This window comes from Mesorhizobium sp. M7A.F.Ca.CA.002.05.1.1 (genome assembly GCF_003998335.1).
Lineage (GTDB): Bacteria > Pseudomonadota > Alphaproteobacteria > Rhizobiales > Rhizobiaceae > Mesorhizobium.
Genome location: NZ_RZQI01000001.1, coordinates 1 through 18,289 on the forward strand (window position 1 = coordinate 1; position 18,289 = coordinate 18,289).

The 18,289-nt window shown below is 64.7% G+C and carries 18 protein-coding genes; all 18 read right to left on the bottom strand.

Annotated features, from left to right (window positions below; translation table 11 throughout):
* On the bottom strand, positions 1-1,254 hold a 1,254-nt coding region (locus tag EN939_RS00005; RefSeq protein WP_164750855.1), incomplete at its 3' end, for an FGGY-family carbohydrate kinase.
* Positions 1,255-1,644: 390 nt separating this feature from the next.
* Positions 1,645-2,199, bottom strand: a complete 555-nt coding sequence (locus tag EN939_RS00010; RefSeq protein WP_236383135.1) for a flavin reductase family protein — start codon at positions 2,197-2,199, stop codon at positions 1,645-1,647.
* Positions 2,200-2,256: 57 nt separating this feature from the next.
* Positions 2,257-3,477 carry an acyl-CoA dehydrogenase family protein gene (locus EN939_RS00015; protein ID WP_127266423.1) on the bottom strand — a complete coding sequence of 407 codons (1,221 nt, stop codon included), beginning with the start codon at positions 3,475-3,477 and terminating at the stop codon, positions 2,257-2,259.
* 27 nt (positions 3,478-3,504) lie between these two features.
* Positions 3,505-4,293, bottom strand: coding sequence for an alpha/beta fold hydrolase (locus EN939_RS00020; RefSeq protein WP_127266424.1), 789 nt, complete (start codon positions 4,291-4,293; stop codon positions 3,505-3,507).
* A gap of 27 nt (positions 4,294-4,320) precedes the next feature.
* Entirely contained in the window at positions 4,321-5,337 is a 1,017-nt protein-coding gene (locus EN939_RS00025) for a zinc-dependent alcohol dehydrogenase (protein WP_127266425.1), read from the bottom strand.
* 12 nt (positions 5,338-5,349) lie between these two features.
* Positions 5,350-6,375 (bottom strand): branched-chain amino acid ABC transporter permease, encoded by a 1,026-nt coding sequence (locus EN939_RS00030; protein ID WP_127266426.1) that lies wholly within the window; start codon positions 6,373-6,375, stop codon positions 5,350-5,352.
* Complete coding sequence (locus EN939_RS00035) at positions 6,372-7,235, bottom strand: branched-chain amino acid ABC transporter permease (protein ID WP_127266427.1); 864 nt, start codon at positions 7,233-7,235, stop codon at positions 6,372-6,374. Before EN939_RS00035 ends, EN939_RS00030 begins: the two co-directional genes overlap by 4 nt.
* Entirely contained in the window at positions 7,222-7,950 is a 729-nt protein-coding gene (locus EN939_RS00040; protein ID WP_127266428.1) for an ABC transporter ATP-binding protein, read from the bottom strand. Before EN939_RS00040 ends, EN939_RS00035 begins: the two co-directional genes overlap by 14 nt.
* On the bottom strand, positions 7,947-8,675 hold the full coding sequence (locus EN939_RS00045; RefSeq protein ID WP_127266429.1) for an ABC transporter ATP-binding protein: 729 nt from the start codon (positions 8,673-8,675) through the stop codon (positions 7,947-7,949). The genes EN939_RS00040 and EN939_RS00045 overlap by 4 nt, the downstream gene beginning before the upstream one ends.
* 25 nt (positions 8,676-8,700) lie before the next feature.
* Complete coding sequence (locus EN939_RS00050) at positions 8,701-10,008, bottom strand: ABC transporter substrate-binding protein (protein ID WP_127266430.1); 1,308 nt, start codon at positions 10,006-10,008, stop codon at positions 8,701-8,703.
* A gap of 63 nt (positions 10,009-10,071) precedes the next feature.
* A complete protein-coding gene (locus EN939_RS00055) occupies positions 10,072-10,890 on the bottom strand; it encodes an SDR family NAD(P)-dependent oxidoreductase (RefSeq protein WP_127266431.1) in 819 nt (272 codons plus the stop codon).
* The gene (locus tag EN939_RS00060; RefSeq protein WP_127266432.1) at positions 10,890-11,780 is read right to left on the bottom strand and encodes an intradiol ring-cleavage dioxygenase; all 891 of its coding nucleotides are present in this window, start codon (positions 11,778-11,780) and stop codon (positions 10,890-10,892) included. The genes EN939_RS00055 and EN939_RS00060 overlap by 1 nt, the downstream gene beginning before the upstream one ends.
* Positions 11,781-11,790: 10 nt before the next feature.
* A complete protein-coding gene (locus EN939_RS00065; protein ID WP_127266433.1) occupies positions 11,791-13,545 on the bottom strand; it encodes an FAD-dependent oxidoreductase in 1,755 nt (584 codons plus the stop codon).
* Complete coding sequence (locus EN939_RS00070) at positions 13,545-14,594, bottom strand: branched-chain amino acid ABC transporter permease (protein ID WP_127266434.1); 1,050 nt, start codon at positions 14,592-14,594, stop codon at positions 13,545-13,547. Before EN939_RS00070 ends, EN939_RS00065 begins: the two co-directional genes overlap by 1 nt.
* A gap of 8 nt (positions 14,595-14,602) precedes the next feature.
* Complete coding sequence (locus EN939_RS00075; protein ID WP_127266435.1) at positions 14,603-15,466, bottom strand: branched-chain amino acid ABC transporter permease; 864 nt, start codon at positions 15,464-15,466, stop codon at positions 14,603-14,605.
* A 67-nt stretch (positions 15,467-15,533) separates the two neighbouring features.
* Positions 15,534-16,235 carry an ABC transporter ATP-binding protein gene (locus EN939_RS00080; RefSeq protein WP_127266436.1) on the bottom strand — a complete coding sequence of 234 codons (702 nt, stop codon included), beginning with the start codon at positions 16,233-16,235 and terminating at the stop codon, positions 15,534-15,536.
* A complete protein-coding gene (locus EN939_RS00085; RefSeq protein ID WP_127266437.1) occupies positions 16,235-16,951 on the bottom strand; it encodes an ABC transporter ATP-binding protein in 717 nt (238 codons plus the stop codon). Before EN939_RS00085 ends, EN939_RS00080 begins: the two co-directional genes overlap by 1 nt.
* Positions 16,952-17,010: 59 nt before the next feature.
* Positions 17,011-18,285: an ABC transporter substrate-binding protein gene (locus tag EN939_RS00090; RefSeq protein ID WP_127266438.1), complete on the bottom strand. Its 1,275-nt coding sequence runs from the start codon at positions 18,283-18,285 to the stop codon at positions 17,011-17,013.
* Positions 18,286-18,289 lie beyond the last annotated feature (4 nt).

Consider the following 18,289-nt stretch of genomic DNA (forward strand, 5'->3'; position numbering starts at 1 on the left):
CATCTGGACGAAGGCCGGATTGCGCGAGCCGCCGCCGGTCAGGCGGATTTCGCTGATGGCAAAGCCGTCGCGCAAGGCTTCGACATGGGTACGATGATTGAAAGCAATGCCCTCCAGAACCGCCTTGAGCATATCGCCGCGATTGTGCCAGCCATGAAGGCCGACAAAGCTGCCGCTGGCGACATCGCCAAAGGGGGAGCCGAACAGATAGGGATGAAACAGGATGGTCGACCGCTTTTTAAGCGCCTCGTCGATCTCTGTTGCCAAAACCTCGTGGATCGAGCCACCACCGACCGATGCCCTCTCCTGTTCCGAGCGGCAGAACGTGTCGAGAAACCAATCGTAGTTCGCGGTCGAGGCCGGCGAGATCGCCATGTTGTTCCAGCGGCCGGCGTCGATGGCGTTGCGACAGAGCCAACGCGGGTCGACGCGCGGTTGCGAAGAGACCACTTCGTTGATGGAATAGGTCCCGGCGACAATGGCAAGCACACCCTCCTCATGGCCGCCCATGCCAAGTGCGGAGGCAGTTACGTCATGCAGGCCGCTCGCCACTGGTGTCCCCTTGGCAAGGCCGGTCATGTCGGCGGCCTCGGCGGTAACGTGGCCGGCGATCTCGGCCGAATGCGCCATCGGCGGCAGCGCGTCGAAAAGATCGTCCAGTTCGAAGATGCGCATCGCTTCCAGCGCGTAATCCTGCGTGCGGAAATCCGTGAATGAGGTGCTGGCCTCGGTACGGTCGGTGCCGATCGTGCCGGTCAGGCAAAAGCGCAGCCAGTCCTTGCAGGCCAGTATATGCCCGATGCGGCCATAGCGGTCGGGTTGGTTCTTCCTGATCCAGGCCAGCAGCGCCGACGGAGCCGAAACGTGCGGCGCCTGTCCGGTACGCGCCAACGCATTTTGGAAGACCCCATCCGCCGACCATTGTTCGACAATCTCGCCGGCGCGGCTGTCAAGCGACAGGATACCGGGGCCTAGCGGCCGGCGATCCTTGTCGAGCAAATAGAGACCATCGCCGTGTGCGGTCGCCGCCACCGCCTTGATATCGTTGGCGGCCCGGCCGCACAATGCGATCGCTTCGCGGATGGCATCGGCGGTGGCTTGCCATAGCCTTGCCATGTCGCGCTCCACCCAGCGCGCATGGGGCATCGACTGCGGGACGCGCCGGCGCGCCACCGACAACTGCGTGCCATCGGCATCGAAGATCACCGCCTTGGTGACCGTGAGACCGTTATCGATTCCGAGCAAACTGGGCATGGGCGCCGCCGCTTTCAGCAACTGGTGAAGGGCGCTGCAAGGCAAACCTGCAGGTTGGGATAGGGATGACAGGCATGACGACAATCAACGAGCAACGGTGATACAAAAGCGACGCATCCGACGCGGTAAAAAGACCATAGTAGCATGTTAAGTTAACGTCAATACGTGAGATATTTTGCGGATATGTCTGACGTCATCTGCGACGAAAATTGCCATCCCCTCGTACCGCATCCGATGCGGACGAAGTTCCGGCTAGTGCCCAACTGGCCGGATAGGCTTCAACCCCGCGCTGGGAGCCAGAGAGCACGGTACGATTGACGCCGAACGCGCTTCGACTGGCTTTGCGAGTTCCTGCGCAACGACCGGACAACCCGCACCGCTTCGGCGCCTTCAAAGAAAACGCGACGACTCAAGAAGCTCAGCCACCCCGTCCAGTTCCTTGTGCAGGCGATGCCAGCGACGGTCGAGATAAACAAGCGAATGCGCCTCCGGGGGGACCTCGTCCGGCTGTACCTCGCCGTCAAGGAGTTCGGCCGCGACCAGTGTCGCGCCCTCAATCGGCAGAACGCCGAGCCGACGGGCGCGGAACCAGGTCGAAACGCCGGTATAGCGCGGTTCGCCGGTGGGCAGCCGCGCCCAGGCGCCTCCCGGCGGGAAACGTTCCGCGCCGCTGGACGCGCAGAGCTGCGCCAGGTCGATATCAGTGAAGCGCAGCAGGTGGATCACCATGGTCTCGGCCCGCAGCAAGGGCTCGGACGAAGTCGATTTCATCGAGAGCGAGAAGGCGACGACCGGCGGCGCGGCACTTACCGAGATCAGCGAAGACACGGTCATCGCCACCGGCCTGTCGCCGGGATCGGCAGTGATGACCGCGACACCGGCCGGATGGTGGCGAAAGGCTTCGCGGAAGGCGTTGGTCATGGGGTGCGGGATGCTCATCGACATGTCTCTTCTGCAGCATGAAAAAGGGGCCGGACGGCGTCCGCTGTCCGGCCCTTGCAACTACTTCTTCTCGATCAGGTCGTAGAACTGCCAGGTTCGATCGCTCCACACGCCGCCGATGTCGCGGCCGGCCGAGGTGACGATCGACGGCGCGATGGTGAAGTGGTTGGCCGCTACCATCATCTCGCGGAAGGTGCGCTGGATCACACCGGCGCGGAGCGATGCGCCGCCGCCAGCGCGGTAGGCGAAGTTGCAGATATCGACGCCAACCTCGTGAATCTCGGATTTGGCCAGATGGACAAGGCTGATCTGCCGCGTCGACACGCTATTGCCGGCCTCGACCGTCGCCTCGATGTCGCGCCAGACTTCGAAGACGAAGGCGCGGGCAGCGCGATAGCGGGCTTCGGCGCGGCCATAATCGTGCCAGAACTTCTCGCTCTCGCCGATCAGTCCGGCGCGGCCGGATTTGGTGCGGGCGAACTTGGCGATCTCGTCCAGCATCCGCCGCCCGGTACCGAGCGCCCAGCCGGTATGACCGATGGCGGCGAGGCCCACGACACCGAGACTGAAGAACTCCTTTTGGCGCAGCGGCGGTGCGGTCAGGATCGGGAAGACGAGATCGTCGGCGATGAAGACATCCTCGGCCGCATAGTCGATGCTGCCGGTGCCGCCGAGGCCCAGAACGTCCCAATTGCCGAGCTGCTTGTGCTGCGAGATCGGCGCATGGGCGCACATGATAATCACATTGCCCTTGTCGTCCTTCGCGGGCTTGCCGGTGCCGTCATCGACGAAGGCGGCACTGTGGCTATAGGTGGCGTGGCTGAACCCGCTGCCATAGCTCCACTTGCCGTTCAGCCGGTAGCCGCCGTCGACCTTCTTCAGCATGCCAAGCGGCGCGCCCTGCCCCGAGAAACGGTTGTCGGTGCCCGGCGCGAAAAGCCGCTCGACCGCGCTGTCCGGCAGAAAGGCCGCCGACATCGCACCGATGCAGCAATGCACCATGGAAACCCAGCCAGCCGCTCCCGAATACCAGGTGATCGTCTCCAGCAGTTCGAGACCATGGGTGGGTCGCAACTGCGCGCCGCCGAGGCTCTCCGCGGCGAAGATATGCGACATGCGCAACGGCTTCAGCAGCTCGAACGTGGCCGAAGTCAGTTCGCCGCTCTCCTCGTCGGCGATGGCGTTGGCTTCCAGGGCCGGCCCGATCTCCGCGATCTTCGTCAGCAGGTCGCGATAGTCGGTGGTCGTCCCCCACGAGCCATGCTTGATGGGTTTGTTCATTGTCTTCTCCTCCTTTTTCAAATGCGGTCAGCCGGCGAGGAAGTCGCCGATCTTCCTGAGCGTTTCGGATTTTTCCTGCATGACGAAATGACCGGCATCCTCGACCAGGATCAGCCGTGCATCGGGCAGCGCCTCGACGAAGAGCGGCGCCTGGCTCGCCGGCAGCAGACGGTCCTTGGTGCCCCAGACGACCAGCGTCGGGTTGGTGATGCGCGCCAGGAAGCGCCGCAGGTTCGGATGGCCCATGCCGAATGGCATCAGTAGCCGGCCGAGCGTGTCGCCTTCGCGGACGCGGTCGGCGCCGAAGGCCTCGGCAAAGGCGGGGTCTGAGCCGTCCGGGAAATAGCGCAGCGCCACCGAGACGTCATGCGCCAGATAGGCCGGCAGCTCCTGCGGCGCGACCGCGCCCAGATCGGTGGCCGGATGCGCGGGGTCGTTGAGCCCTGCCGGCGCGATCAGCACCACCTTGTCGAAACGCTCCCGCGCAAGGCCGGCGAGCTCGGTCGCCATCCAGCCGCCCATGGAAAAGCCGATGAGATGAGGCTTCTCCGGCAGGTTCAGAACATCGAGCAGGTTCAGGTAGTGCAGAACCATGTCGGACATCGCAGCGACATGCGGCGCCGGGCCAGAAAAGCCGAAGCCCGGATGGCTCGGGCAGAGCACGCGGAAGCGGTCGGCGAGGCCCTCCGCGAAGTCGAAGCCTTCAAGCGTCGAGGCGCCGTGCAGGAACAGCACGGGCTTGCCTCTACCGATGGCCTTCACCACCGTTTCCGTGCCGCCGATATCGTATTCGAGGGTTTCGAATTGAACGGCCATTTTCACTCTCCTCAAACAGGTGCGGCCTCAAACAAGGTCCGGCTGGATCAGCACTTTGCATTGCGTGGTGCGGCGGCGAAGGCTCTCGAATATCTGCGGAACTGGCGAGAGGTCGATCCGGTCGGTGACCAGAGCTTGCGGTGCGAAAGGTCCGCCGCGCAGCGCATCGAGGGCGACGCCGAATTCGTTGTGCTGATGGAAGAAGACCGAGAACAGCAGGTTCACTTCCTTGGTCAGCGCAATGAACGGATCCCATTCGTCGCCGCCGATACACAAGCCGACGCCAACCACCGTGCCCTGCAGCCGCACCGCTTCGACCGCCGCGCCGATGAGGCCGCGCTTGCCGACGCATTCGAAGACAATGTCTGGCGCTCCGCCACAGAGATCGGCGAGGTTTTCGGTCAGCTTTTCGCCCGAAAGCGCGAAGCCGGTCGCGCCGAGAGCAAGCGCACGCTCGCGCTGATGGCCGTGGATGTCGGCCACCACGACACGCGACGCCCCCATCCGCCGCGCCCAGAAGGCGACGAGCAGTCCGATCGGCCCAGCGCCCAGGATGGCGACCCGATCCCCCGGCTTCATGCCCGAGCGGACGATGCAATGCAGAGCGACCGACAGTGGCTCGGCCAACGCACCATCCTCGAGCGCCACATCGCCGGGCAGGATATGACACTGGCGTGCGGCCACGGTCGCGTATTGCGCATAGCCGCCGCCGATCAGCTCCATCTCGCGACAGCGCGCCGGATCGCCGCGCTCGCAGGCTTCGCAGTGTCCGCAACCGCGCATCGGCGCGACGGCGACACGGTCACCGATCCGAAGGCCTGTTGCCTCCGATCCGACCGCGACGATGTCCCCAGAGAATTCATGGCCGAGCACGAAGCCTGCCTCGATGCCGAAAGGCACGGGGTCCTCGGTGATATGCAGATCGCTGCCGCAGATGCCGCAGGCGGCGACACGCAAGACGACCTCGCCCGGTGCCGGCGTCGGGTCCGGCACCGTGCCGATCCGCAGCGGGACGCCGACCCTATCGAAGATGGCGGCTTTCATGAATCCTCCTCGTCAGCGGTTCGGGTCGACGAGCTTGCGTCGGATCGGGAACCATGGTGCATCCCACCGTTTCGAGATCAGGCCCCAGATGCCCGTCCGGGCGTAGAGCGCGACCAGAAGCGTCATCAGGCCGAGGACAACGAAATAAGTCGCGCCGTATTCGCCGAACCAGCGGTCCGCGATGAAGAAAATCAGGGATCCGATCAGAACGCCCTCGATGGAGCCGATTCCGCCGACCATGACGATGAAGATCGCGACGTTGGCCCACATCGGATCGAAGGCCGAACCCGGGGTGATGCGGAGCTGCGCCATGAAATAGATCGCCCCGGCAAGACCGCAGCCGACCGCCGACGCGACGTAGATCAGGAAGCGCAGCTTGACGACATTCACGCCCTGGCTTGCGGCCGCGACCGGATTGTCGCGCATGGCGATCAGCGCAAGGCCGAAGCGCGAGCGAAGCAGCCAGTAGCTGCCGCCCAGCGTGACGAGCAGCATCCCCGCGCAGAGCAGCGACATGGCGACATTCCGCTCGAAGGCCGAATAGTCCTTCATCACGCGAAGCGACATGCCCGCGCCGGAATTGACGAGCGGCAGGTTCGAGGCGGTCAGCCGGAAGACCTCGGCCACCACCCATGTGCCGATCGAAAAATAGGGGCCATCCAGGCGATGCAGCAGCAGGTAGATCGGCACGGCCAGCGCGGCCGGCACCAGCAGCGAAAGGAAGACCGCCACAAACGGATTGATGCCGTAAGTCTGGGCCAACACGAAGAGCGCATAGCCGGCCGCTCCCATGAAGGCATGCTGACCCACCGAGACGAGGCCGGCATAGCCGGCGAGCAGGTTCCACATCTGAGCGACGGCGATGTAGCAGCACAGCACCAGAATCGACCGGATCGTGCCGGTCGAGGCCCACCATGGCATGGCGGCGACACCGATCAGCGCCAGCACAGCCAGCGTCATCGCGATGCGACCGGACCGGGTCTGGCGCTGGACCAGGACCTCAGGCACCTCGGTTGCCACATAGGGGATCGCACTCATGACAATGCCTTTCCGAACAGGCCCTGCGGGCGGGTCGCCAGCACGATCAGGAAGACGATATGTCCGGCGAGCACGCCGAAGCCCGGATCGATGCGGAAGCCGATGGCCTGCGAGATGCCGAGGACCATCGAGCCGGCGAAGGCGCCCCATACCGTCCCCATGCCGCCGATGATCACCGCTTCGAAGGCGTAGATCAGCTGGGCAGGTCCGTCGGCCGGCGCGACGGTCGACCGCAACGCCTGGAAGACGGCTGCAAAGCCGAGGATGCCGACCGCTGCCGCTGTCGCCATAGCATAGACGGCGCGCGGATTGATGCCGGTCATCGCCGCTGCCTCGACATCGGCCGACGCGGCGCGGAGCGCCCGGCCAAAGCGCGTGCGCTTCAGCGTCAGGTCGAGGCCTCCTGTCAACCCCGTGGCGACGGCCAGCACGATCAGCGGCAGGAGGCCGACATAGATACCGCCGATCTCGATGGATTGACTCTCTATTCCATGGCCGGGCAACGATCGGCTGTTCGCGGACCATATCTGCAGCATCAGGTTCTGCAGCGCGATCGAAAGTCCGAAGGTGGCGATCAGCGAGGGCAGCGGATCGCTGCCCACCACGCGGTTCAGCACGGCCTTCTGCAGCACCCAGCCCATCAGCACCGCGAGCGGCACCAGTAAGATCAGCACAGGCAGCGGTCCCAGACCCCAGGCCGTGGCTATCGAAATGCCTATCAGCGACAAAAGGATCACCAGATCGCCATGGCTGATGTTGACGATCCGCATGACGCCGAACATCAGCGCCATGCCGAGCGCATACTGGGCATACATGCCGCCCAGCAGGACTCCCTGCACCAAGGCGTCAAACCACTCCATGGCCTGCTCCAAAATAGGCTTTGCCGATCTGCTCACGCGTGATCTCGGCGGACCTGCCGGTCAGGGTCACGCGCCCCTCCAGCATGCAGTAGAGGCGGTCCGTAGCGGTTCGGGCGAGGCCGACATCCTGCTCGACCACGATCATCGCCGTTCCGGTGGCGCGGATTTCGGGCAAGGCGGCATAGATCTCGCGGATCACCTTCGGCGCAAGACCAAGGCTGATCTCGTCGCAGAGCAGCACGCGCGGCTGGCAGAGCAGCGCGCGGCCGATCGCCACCATCTGTTGCTGTCCGCCCGAGAGGCTCTGGACCTGCGTGCGGGCCTTCTCCTTTAGGATCGGGAACAGCAGGTGCAACCGCGGCAACGTCCATCCGCCCTTAGCGCCCATGCGCGCGGCCTGGTCGATGGCGACGCGCAGATTGTCCTCGACCGACATGCCGGTGAAGAGCCGACGGCCCTCCGGCACGATGGCGACACCCTTCTGGACCATGCGGTCGGTGGTGGTGCCGCCAACGGCCTCGCCGTGCAGCAGCACCATCTCGCGCGCAACCGGGAGCAAGCCCATGATCGAACGCAGGAGTGTGGATTTTCCTGCCCCGTTAGCGCCGATCAAGGCCACGGCCTCACCCTGGTGCAGCTCGATGTCGACGCCGTAGAGCGCCTGGAAATCGCCATAGCGGGCCAACAGGCCGTGGGTGGAAAGAACGGCCGTCATGCCTCGATCCCCATGTAGACGCGCTGGACCTCGGGCAGCGCAATCACTTCGGCTGGCACGCCTTCGGCGATCTTCTCGCCGAAGTTCAGCACCAACAGCCGGTCGGCCACCGCCAGCAGCGCGTGCAGCACATGCTCGATCCACACAATGGTGATGCCGCGGTCGCGTATGCGGCGCACCAGCGCCACCAGCGCCTTCGATTCATCGTCGGTCAGCCCGCCCGCGATCTCGTCCAACAGCAGCAGCTTCGGATCCGACGCCAGCGCGCGCGCCAGCTCCAGCCGCTTGCGATCGAGCAGAGTGAGCGCGCCGGCCGAGACATTGGCCTTGTCGGAGAGCTCGCAATCGCGCAGGACCTGGGCGCAGAAAGCATAGCTCTGCTTCTCGGACCGGCCGCCGCCGAAAGCGGCGGCGACCAGCAGGTTTTCGAAGGTGGTCATGCCGGAATAGGGACGCGGGATCTGATAGGTCCGCCCGATCCCCATCTGGCAGCGCCGGAAGGGCGGCTCGCCGCGAAGCGCGGTGTCGCCGAGCTGGATCTCGCCGCCGGACGTCTTCAAATCGCCGCTGATCATGTTGAACAGCGTCGTTTTGCCCGCCCCATTCGGGCCGAGGATGCCCAGCACCTCGCCCCGATGCACGTCGAAGCTCACCTCATGCAGGACGCGGACAGCGCCGAAGGACTTCGACACGCCGTGCGCTTTCAGCAGGATTTCCCTACCCATAACTCTGCCCGCGTTCCCGCTCATGTCACCAGGCGATCGGCTGGATAGCCTGCTGCGGCGCGAAGAGCTGATTGACAGTGTTGTCGACGATCTTCAGGTCATAAGGCCATTTCTCGCCCTTCACCCACTGGCCGCCGAAGATCGGCGTCTTGCAGATGTTCTTGTGGGGTGAGCCGTCGAACTTGATATGACCGACCAGCGTCTGCAGATCGGTAGCGACCAGAGCGTCACGATTGGCCGCACGGTCGAGCGGATTGGAAGAGCGCTTCAGTATGTCGAGGGCGACCTCGAGCAAGGCATGCGAATAGCCCAGCGGCTGCGTCCACTGGCGCTTCGTATCGGCTTCCCATTGGCTGGCGATGTCGCTGCTGACCTGGCCGGTCAGCGACGACTTGAACGGGAAGGCCGGGGTCCACCAGACCTCCGAGGACATGCCGTTGCCTAGAGGACCCATGGCCTCGACGCCACCCGGGAACAAGAGCGCCGCCGCCACCGTGACCGCCTTCGGCTTGAAGCCCTGCTGGTTGCACTGGGTGACGAAGGTCTTCAGATCGTCGGGATAGGTAATGCCGCCGATGATCTCGCAGCCCTGCTTCTTGAACTCGGCTATCTGTGCGGAAAAATCATTGGTGCGGGGCTGGAAATAGCCGGGCACCACGACCTCGTAGCCGGCCTTGCGGGTCGGCGCTGGCAAGCCATATTCGTCGTTGCCCCAGGTCTCGCCGTCGATGTTCTGGGGGAACAGCATCCCGACCTTCTTGTTGGTCTCCAGATGGTTCCAGAGCCCGACGAAGGTGTTCAACGCCTCGTCGAGGCCCCAGAAGAAATGATAGGTCCAGTCGAAGGTCTGCTTGCCGCCGCCGCGCGGCATGATCACCGCTTGCCAGGGAGCGCCCGAGGAAATGCAGGGCGTTTCATAAAGCTCGGCCTGCTCGGCCGCGGGCAGGATCGTGTCGGTGGTCGAGGCCGGCACGAGCAGATGCACCTCGTCGTTCAGGATCAGATTGCCGGCGATTTCCGATGCCTTGTTCGGATTGGACTGGCTGTCGCGGTCAAGAATCTCGATTTCGTAGGTATTGCCGTCGGCGCATTGCAGTTGGCCGCCGAGCAGGGCGCGGATCTTCTGCAAGGTGTAGCCATCCGTTTCACCAAACAGGGCGAGCGGTCCGGTCGTCGGGCTGAGATAGCCGAGCTTGATCTTTCCCGCCGTCGCGGCGCGCACATAGGCCGGCATGCCAAGCGTGCTGGCGGCAAGGCCGGCTCCAATCCCCTTCAGGACGCTTCGGCGGCTGGGCCGCAAGCCCGATTTCACCAGTCTGTTGTAGTAGCTCATCGTCGGTTCCTCCCTGGGTTAAGTTTCTCCGGCCCACGGGACCGGTCTCAGTTCAAAGCGGCTTCAGGTCATCCTCAGCAGTGAGCCGCCATCGATTACGATCAGCGAGCCCGTGACGTAAGACGCGGCCGGCGACGCCAGATAAAGCGCCAGGCCCTTGATCTCTTCCGGGTCGCCGATCCGACCGAGCAGCGACTGGGCCTCGAAGGCCTTGCGGTCCGCCGGATTGCGCAGCCGGCCGCCGGCGATGTTGGTGATGAACGGTCCGGGCAGGATGGCATTGATGCGGATGTTGTAGGCGCCAAGCTCCATCGCCATGTGGCGAACGAGATGGTTCACCGCGGCCTTGGCGGGCATGTAGGGCGTGCCCACGATGCTCTCGTTGATCAGCGATGCAATGGACGACGTGACGATGATCTGGCCGCCGCCATTCGGCTTCATGTGCCGGACGGCATGCTTGATCGTGGTGTAGACCGAGGTCAGGTTGATCTCCATCACCTTGTCCCAGTGCTCGTCGGGCAGGTTCTCGATGGCGCCCTCGGGGTTCCTTTCGCCCGTCGGGGTGTTGAAGCCCGGCCCGGCATCGATCCCGGCATTGGCGAACACGACATCGATCGAGCCCGCCTTCCCGGCGACCTTGTCGAAGGCTGCGGCCATGGCCGCGCGGTCGCCGACATTGACAACCTGGCCCCAGACATCGCCACCCACCGCCCTGATCGCGGCCACGGTCGTGTCAAGCCCGGCAGGGTTCAGGTCGAAGATACAGACCTTCGCCCCGTGCTCGGCCATGATCTCGGCATAGGCCTGCCCGATGCCGCTGGCGCCCCCGGTGACGATCACCGACTTGCCTCTGACATCGAACATCTTTTCAAGTGCGGCCATCAGTTTCCTCCCTTGTGCGACAGCACGAAATCGAACTCCACGTCGTAGAACGGGGCCGCAACCTCGACCCTGGCGGCAGCTTCGGCGTCCTCGATCTTGCGGAATTCGGCGAGCAGGCTCTTCTTCACGCCGAAGACGGCATCTGAATCGATGTACGGGTCGTCCGGGTCGAAGATGTGCGTGGTCAGCGCTTCGAAGCCCTCGGCCTCGACGATGTAGTGGAGATGCGCCGGACGATTGGGGTGACGCCCCAGGGCGCCCAGCAGCTTGCCGACCGGGCCATCATCCGGGATCGGGTAGTATTTGGGCTTCACGCCGCGGAACCAGTAGCGCCCGTCCGCGCCGGTGCGGAAGACGCCGCGCAGGTTGAAGTCGGGTTGGATGCCCTTCTGCTGCACGTCGTAGAAGCCCTCGTCATTGGCCTGCCAGACGTCGATCTTGGCGCCTGCGATCGGCTTGCCCTCGGTATCGAGGATGCGGCCATGCACGAACATGGGCTCGCCCTTCTGGTCGAGGCAGATGTTCGAGCCCATCGGCAGTTCGGGCGCATCGGCGACGTGGAAGGGTCCCAGCACCGTCGATTCCGAGGCGCCCGACGGCTTGCGGTTGTTGATCGCATCGACCAGCATCGAGACACCGAGAACATCCGACAGCAGGATGTATTCCTGCCGCCACTCGTTGCAGATCTGGCCTGTCCGCGTCAGGAACATGATCGCGCCGAACCATTCCTCCTGTGTCGGCTCGATCTCCTTCACCGCCTCGTGCAGCTTGCGGGTGATGACCTCCATCACCTCTTTGAGTCGCTCGTCCTTGGCGTTCCTGTTCCGCGCCACCACGACCTCGGCCGAGTTCGCTTCGGTGAAATAGCCGGATTCGTGTTCGTCGATCATGCGATCCTCCTCAGCGCGCCAGAACGGATTTGAAGACCCGGCGCAGTTCGGCCGCCGGATCGGCCGCCAGCGTTTCGGAACGCCAGGCAACATGATGGTCGGGACGAACGATCAGGCAGCCGTTGTCGCGGATCTCCCGCGCGCCGGCCCAGTCGCCGGTATGATCCTCGATCGCGCGACGCGGGCCGATCACATGGCTGCGGATCGGCAGACCGAGTTCCGCGCCCACCGTCTCCGCCGCTGCGACCCACGCCTCGCCGCCAATGCCGGTCAACAGCGTGAACTCGCCATGCCCGCAAAGATCGAGCGTCGAGACTTTCCTGCCGGAGCGCTCGAAGACCCAGACATGCGGCAAGCGCGCACCGGGCCACGTTGTCGGCGCATAATGCAGCTCGCGATCCTTCTCGAAAGGCGGCTCGCGCTGGCCGTCGGTCACCACCGCGCCGGAGGCATAGCGCTGGTTCATCTCGACGCCATGGGCGTCGAACTCGTACTTCTTGAAGGCGATGGCCTTGCGGAGCGCCTCGCGCTGCGCTTCGGCGACGGGCGTCGCATCGGCGCGAGCCTCCATGTTCCTGTGGATCTTGTCGTGATCCACGCCGCCGTCCATGCCGAGCGCCTCGAAGATCGGTCCGAATTCGGCGATGGACTGGTTCGCCCGTGTCACGATCTGGCGCGCGATCGGTGCGCGCTCGGCCGAGAAGCTGTCCAGAAGCCCGACCCCCGCCTGCCCCTTGACGACCTTGGCAAGCTTCCAGGCGAGGTTGAACCCGTCCTGGATCGATGTGTTCGAGCCGAGCCCGTTCGAGGGCGGATGCCGGTGCGCGGCATCGCCCATGATGAACACCCGCCCCTTCTGCATGTGCGTGGCGAAGCAGTTGTTCACGGTCCAGGTGTTGGCGCCCAGGAGCTCGATCTCGAGCGCGGGATCTCCGACCAGTTGACGCGCGACGCTGGTGGCCAGTTCCGGCGTCACTTCAGGCGGCGGCTGGTTGATGTCGTAGCCCCAGACGATCAGCCATTCGTCCCACGGCCGCACCATGCGCACGAGACCCATGCCGATGCCGCCGACGTCGGCGCCGGGCTGCATGACCCAGTAGAGGACGCTCGGCCGGTGGGCGACATATTTCGAGAGATCAGCCCTGAACAGGATGTTCATCGAGCCGCCAACGCCCATCTTGCCCTCGAGCGGCAGGCCCAGATGCTCGGCCACCAGCGAGTTGCCGCCGTCGGCGCCGACGAGGAACTTCGACCGCACGGTGAAATCCTTGCCCGACAGCCGATCGTGGCAGGTCGTGGTCACGCCGTCCGCATCCTGGACATGGCTGACATATTCCGTGCTCATGCGGGCCTGCGTGCCGCGGGCGCAGGCCGACTTGAACAGGATCGGCTCCATGAAGGTCTGCGGCAGATCGTTCATGAAGCAGGGAGACGACAGGAGATGTTCGGCCTTGGAGAGCGGATGGACGCCCCAGCTCTTCATGCGGCCGATCTCCTCGCCGGCCAGGCTTTCGCAGAACACGTTCTCGCCCATCAGCTCCTGCGGGGAGGCGTGCATCATGGCCTCGGCCTCTACCTCCGGCCCAAGGTCGCGCAGCACTTCCATCGTGCGCTGGTTGGTGATGTGGGCACGCGGCGTGTTCGACAACCAGCGATAGCGATTGACGATCATGTTGGCGACGCCGTAGCTGGACAGCAGCGCGGCGGTGGCCGAGCCGGCCGGGCCAGTGCCGACGATCAGCACGTCGGTTTCGATATCCGCCATCAAATTCCTCCCTCGATCTTCGGACCGGTCAGCCTGCGGCGAACCGGAAACAGGTGCAGGCCCTTGCGGGACGCGATCAGGCCCCACAGCCCCTTTGGTGCAAAAAGCATTACGACGACGGCGATGAGGCCGAGCGTCATCAAGTACCAGCTGCCGTAGTCGGCCAACGCCGAGCGCAGCGCAAAGAAGACCAGCACACCGAGGATCGGCCCCTCGATGGTGCCGATGCCGCCGATGACGACTATGAAGATGACGTTGGCGGTCCAGTCGGTGACGGCAAAGGCCGCTCCCGGCGAGATGCGGGCCGTCTGCAGAAAGATCAGCGCGCCGATCAGCCCGGTGGCGGCCGCGGCGATCAGAAAGACCGCCCATCTGAGCCGGCCGGTATCGACGCCGACCGATTGCGCCGCGTCGACATTGTCGCGCACCGCCGCCAGCGCCAGCCCGAGGCGATTGCGCAGCAGCCAATAGATGCCGCCGGTCACCGCCACGACCAGCGCCAAGGCCAGCCAGTAGGCCAGGACGTCGCGTGCCGCGGCCTCGCGGACGCCGAACAGCGCCCTGATCGCATCGGTGCCCAGGATGCTGCTCGTCGCCTCGCGCGGCAGCGAAGTGCCGGTGCCGCCGCCGAGCGCCTTCCACTGCGCGACCAGCAGGCGCGTCACTTCAGCGATTACCCAGGTGCCGATGGCGAAATAGGCGCCCTGCAAACGGAATGCGAAGAAGGCCGTCGGAACCGCCAGCACCAGCGCCGCAAGCCCCCCCAGTGGGATCGCCAGGACCGGATTCCAGCCAAGCAGGATCACGCCGGCGAACATCGCGTAGGCGCCGATGCCGACGAAGGCCTGCTGACCCACCGAGACCAGGCCGCCATAGCCCGCCAGAAGGTTCCATATCTGCGCCAGCGTCAGCATGGTGAGGATGAAGAACAGATCCTGTATGACGCCCCGCGAGGCCACGGCAGGCAGCGCGAGCGCGGCGACGATGACGATCGGCACCGTGATCGCGGTTACGGTTCCGGCGCGGGTGCGGGTTGTCAGTCGATACATGCCGCCCCTCAATCCACTGCGCGCGGAAAAAGCCCGCGCGGTTTGAGCAGCATCACGGCCAGGAAGGCGATGTGGCCGGCCAGGATCTGCCATTCCGGATTGAGCGCGGCACCAAACGTCTGCGCCACGCCGATGATGATCCCGCCCGCGAGCGTTCCCCATAGGCTGCCGAGGCCGCCGATGATCACCGCCTCGAAGGCATAGATCAGCCGCGCCGGCCCGATCGAAGGATCGAAGTTTGCCCGCATGCCGAGATAGAGGGCCGCCAGCGTCACCACGACCATGGCGATCCCGGTGGCGATCGCGAAAATCCGCTTCGGTTCTATCCCCATCAGCCCCGCCGTCACGGCGTCGTCCGAGGTGGCGCGGAAGGCACGGCCGAGCGCGGTGTGGTAAAAGAGCCCGTTCAGGGCAATGATCATCACGATCGCCGAGGCAAAGGTCATCAGCGGCATGATCCCCACCGTGACCAGCCCGAGATCGAGCGATGCCCCTTCCAACGCGCCCACCGGAATACGGCGGCTGTCGGCGGAGAAGGCCTCGAGCAGGCCGTTCTGCAGGGCGACCGACAGGCCGAAGGTGACCAAAAGCGGCGGCAGGATGTCCTTGCCCAGCACGCGGTTCAGCACGGCGGCCTGCAGCAGCCAGCCGAGCGCGAACATCGCCGGCATGGCGACCAGGGCAGCGATCCAGGGCGACAGGCCGAGCAGCGTGACGCCCATCAAAACCAGATAGGCGGCAAGGATGATGAGGTCGCCATGGGCGAGATTCACCAGCCGCATGATGCCGAAGACGAGGCTCAATCCCGCTGCAAATAGGGCATAGAGCCCGCCCAGCAGAATCCCCTGCACGAGGGTGTCCAGCCAGATCATCGCCGCGCCACCTCGATCAGGCCACAAGAGCGCTGCGCGAGCAGATGACGGAGCCTCGGTTTCCGGATCATGCCGCCACTCCGAAATAGGCAGAATGGATGTCTTCGCGCTTGACCTCGGCCGCCCTGGCGGCCAGCGTGACGCGGCCCTCCATCATGCAGTAGACACGGTCGGCGACCGCCAGCGCCTTGCCGATATCCTGCTCCACCAGCACGATCGCGGCGCCGCCTTCGCGGATCCTGGGAAGGGCTGCGTAGATGTCGCGGATGACGACGGGCGCGAGGCCGAGGCTGATCTCGTCGCAGAGCAGCAATTCGGGGTTCGACATCAGCGCCCGGCCGATCGCCACCATCTGCTGCTGGCCGCCCGAGAGCGCTGTGCCGGGGCTCTTGCGCCGCTCGCGCAGGATCGGAAAAAGATCATAGACCGCGTCGAGGTTCCACGGCCCCGGCACCTTGCGCGCCTGCCCGCCGACCAGCAGGTTTTCCTCGACAGTCAGCGAAGGGAACAGTCGGCGCCCCTCCGGCACCATGGCGATACCGCGCTTCATGATCTCGGCCGACGACAGCGCGCCGATCGACTCGCCTCTGTGCAGCACCATACCGGGCTCGTTGCCGATCACGCCCGTGATCGAGCGCATCAGCGTGGATTTTCCGGCGCCATTGGCGCCGATAATCGCCACGCATTCGCCCGCGGCCACGCTGATATCCACACCGAACAGCGCCCGGAACTGGCCGTAATTCGCGGTGAGGCCACGCGTTTCCAGCATCAGACCTCGAGCCCCAGATAGATTTCGCGAACCGCCTTCGAGGCCATGATCTCATCAGGCGCACCGATCCCGATCACACGCCCGAAATCCAGCACGAGAAGCCGCTCTACCACCGAATTCAGGGCGTGCAGCACATGCTCGATCCAGATGATTGTCGTGCCCCTGGCGTGGATCGCCTTGATCGTCGCGACCAGGGCCTTGCATTCGCCCTCCGTCAGACCGCCGGCGATCTCGTCCAGAAGCAGAAGCTCAGGGCCTGTCGCCAGGGCGCGGGCGAGTTCGAGGCGCTTGCGGTCGAGAAGGCTCAGCGAGCCGGCCACGAAATTGGCCTTCCTGAGAAGCTCCGTCTCCTCGAGGATACCAGCGCAATCGTCGACCATCTCGGCCTCGCGTCCGCCGCGGCCGAAAGCGGCAGCGGTCAAGAGATTTTCGAACACGGTCAGCCCCTCGAAAGGCTGCGGAATCTGGAAGCTGCGGCCAACGCCCATGCGCACCCGCTCCATCGCCGGAGCACGGGTCACGTCGCGGCCGAGCAATTCGATGCGCCCCTCATTGGCAAACAGATTGCCGGTGATCAGGTTGAAGAGCGTCGATTTTCCCGCGCCGTTCGGGCCGATAATGCCCAGCGCTTCGCCGCGCGGCACGCTGACGGTCACGGAATCCGCAACCTTCAGGGCGCCGAAGGACTTCGAAACGTTTTCCAGCCTGAGTATCATCACTATCATCCTTGGGTCGCGCCGAACGAGGGCGGCGGTATCAGCCGCCCTCGGCAGCGTCAGGCCAGGGCTTCCATCTTGCCGGCGGTGGGTATCTCGGAGGCGCCGGCGTTTTCGACGATCACCAGATCGAAGCCGCCACCGGCCTTCTTGCGCCACTGCCCGCCAACGAGCGGTGTCTTGCAGACGTTCTTCGCGGCGAAAGGTGGCAATCCCGCACCGCTCCAGGCCACTTTGCCCACCACCGTCGTCATGTCGGTGGCCGCTATCGCCGCCGCGATCGCCTCGGCATTGGTTGGATCCGACACGCGGCCCATGACATTGGCCGCCACCTCGAACAGCGAATGGACAAAACCGATCGGCTGGGTCCAGGGACGGCCGGTCTTGGCGGTGAAATCCGCAGCGAGTTCGGCCGAACTCTCGCCCGTCAGCGACGATTTGAACGGATGCGAGGCCGACCACCAGACCTCGGACGAGAGGTTGTGGCCAGCATCGCCGAGCGTCTCGACCGATTGCGGAAAAAGGATCGCCTTGGCGACCGTCACCGCCTTGGGGTTGAAGCCCTGCTGGCGGGCCTGGTTCCAGAAGGTGGTGAAGTCGGGGGGAATGACCACCCCGGTAACGATCTCGGCATTGGCGGCTTTGAAGGCGTTGACCTGCGCGGTGAAATCGTCCGAAAGGTTCTGATAGCGGCCAGGATCGGCAAGGCTGAAGCCGGCGGCATCGAGGCCGGGCTTCAATCCATTCTTCGGGTCGCCCCAGGCATTGCCGTCGGCATCGTTGGGGAACAGCCCGCCCACCTTGCCGTTGGTGGAAAGCTGTTTCCACATGCCGGTGTAGACGGCGATGATGTCTTCGAGACCCCAGAAATAATGATAGGCGAAGTTGAAAGGCTTCCACGAGGCCGGATCGGCCGGATTGCCCTGCTGGCCGATGAACCAGGGCTGCCACGGCGCCATCGTCGAGATGACCGGCACGCCCTCCGCCTCGCAGGTGGTGGCCACAGGGTTGGTGTTCTCGGGTGTCGAGCCGACGAGCATCAGGTTGATCTCGTCATCGACGATCAAGCTCTTCGCCACCTCGGCCGCGCGATTGGGATTCGACTGGCTGTCCTTGACGATGACCTCGAAGTTCTTGCCCGCCTCGGAAGCGAGGAAGGCCTTGATGTTGTAGGCATCGCTCTCCGCGAAGCCGGCAAGCGGCCCGGTCTGCGGCGAAACATAGCCCAGGCGGATCTTGGCGCCTTGCGCGATGGCCGGCGTCGCCAGGCGCGAACCGGCCAGCGCCAGGCCTGTCGCCGCCGAGGCTTTCAGTAGGCTGCGTCTTGTGATCACTGTA

Excerpts from the sequence above, each read along its gene's own strand:
- EN939_RS00020 (WP_127266424.1), bottom strand. The coding sequence starts at position 4,293 with ATGGCCGTTCAATTCGAAACCCTCGAATACGATATCGGCGGCACGGAA.
- EN939_RS00030 (WP_127266426.1), bottom strand. The coding sequence starts at position 6,375 with ATGAGTGCGATCCCCTATGTGGCAACCGAGGTGCCTGAGGTCCTGGTC.
- EN939_RS00060 (WP_127266432.1), bottom strand. The coding sequence starts at position 11,780 with ATGATCGACGAACACGAATCCGGCTATTTCACCGAAGCGAACTCGGCC.
- EN939_RS00070 (WP_127266434.1), bottom strand. The coding sequence starts at position 14,594 with ATGTATCGACTGACAACCCGCACCCGCGCCGGAACCGTAACCGCGATC.
- EN939_RS00045 (WP_127266429.1), bottom strand. The coding sequence starts at position 8,675 with ATGGGTAGGGAAATCCTGCTGAAAGCGCACGGCGTGTCGAAGTCCTTC.
- EN939_RS00065 (WP_127266433.1), bottom strand. The coding sequence starts at position 13,545 with ATGGCGGATATCGAAACCGACGTGCTGATCGTCGGCACTGGCCCGGCC.
- EN939_RS00050 (WP_127266430.1), bottom strand. The coding sequence starts at position 10,008 with ATGAGCTACTACAACAGACTGGTGAAATCGGGCTTGCGGCCCAGCCGC.
- EN939_RS00015 (WP_127266423.1), bottom strand. The coding sequence starts at position 3,477 with ATGAACAAACCCATCAAGCATGGCTCGTGGGGGACGACCACCGACTAT.
- EN939_RS00055 (WP_127266431.1), bottom strand. The coding sequence starts at position 10,890 with ATGGCCGCACTTGAAAAGATGTTCGATGTCAGAGGCAAGTCGGTGATC.
- EN939_RS00025 (WP_127266425.1), bottom strand. The coding sequence starts at position 5,337 with ATGAAAGCCGCCATCTTCGATAGGGTCGGCGTCCCGCTGCGGATCGGC.
- EN939_RS00075 (WP_127266435.1), bottom strand. The coding sequence starts at position 15,466 with ATGATCTGGCTGGACACCCTCGTGCAGGGGATTCTGCTGGGCGGGCTC.
- EN939_RS00085 (WP_127266437.1), bottom strand. The coding sequence starts at position 16,951 with ATGATACTCAGGCTGGAAAACGTTTCGAAGTCCTTCGGCGCCCTGAAG.
- EN939_RS00040 (WP_127266428.1), bottom strand. The coding sequence starts at position 7,950 with ATGACGGCCGTTCTTTCCACCCACGGCCTGTTGGCCCGCTATGGCGAT.
- EN939_RS00035 (WP_127266427.1), bottom strand. The coding sequence starts at position 7,235 with ATGGAGTGGTTTGACGCCTTGGTGCAGGGAGTCCTGCTGGGCGGCATG.
- EN939_RS00010 (WP_236383135.1), bottom strand. The coding sequence starts at position 2,199 with ATGTCGATGAGCATCCCGCACCCCATGACCAACGCCTTCCGCGAAGCC.
- EN939_RS00080 (WP_127266436.1), bottom strand. The coding sequence starts at position 16,235 with ATGCTGGAAACGCGTGGCCTCACCGCGAATTACGGCCAGTTCCGGGCG.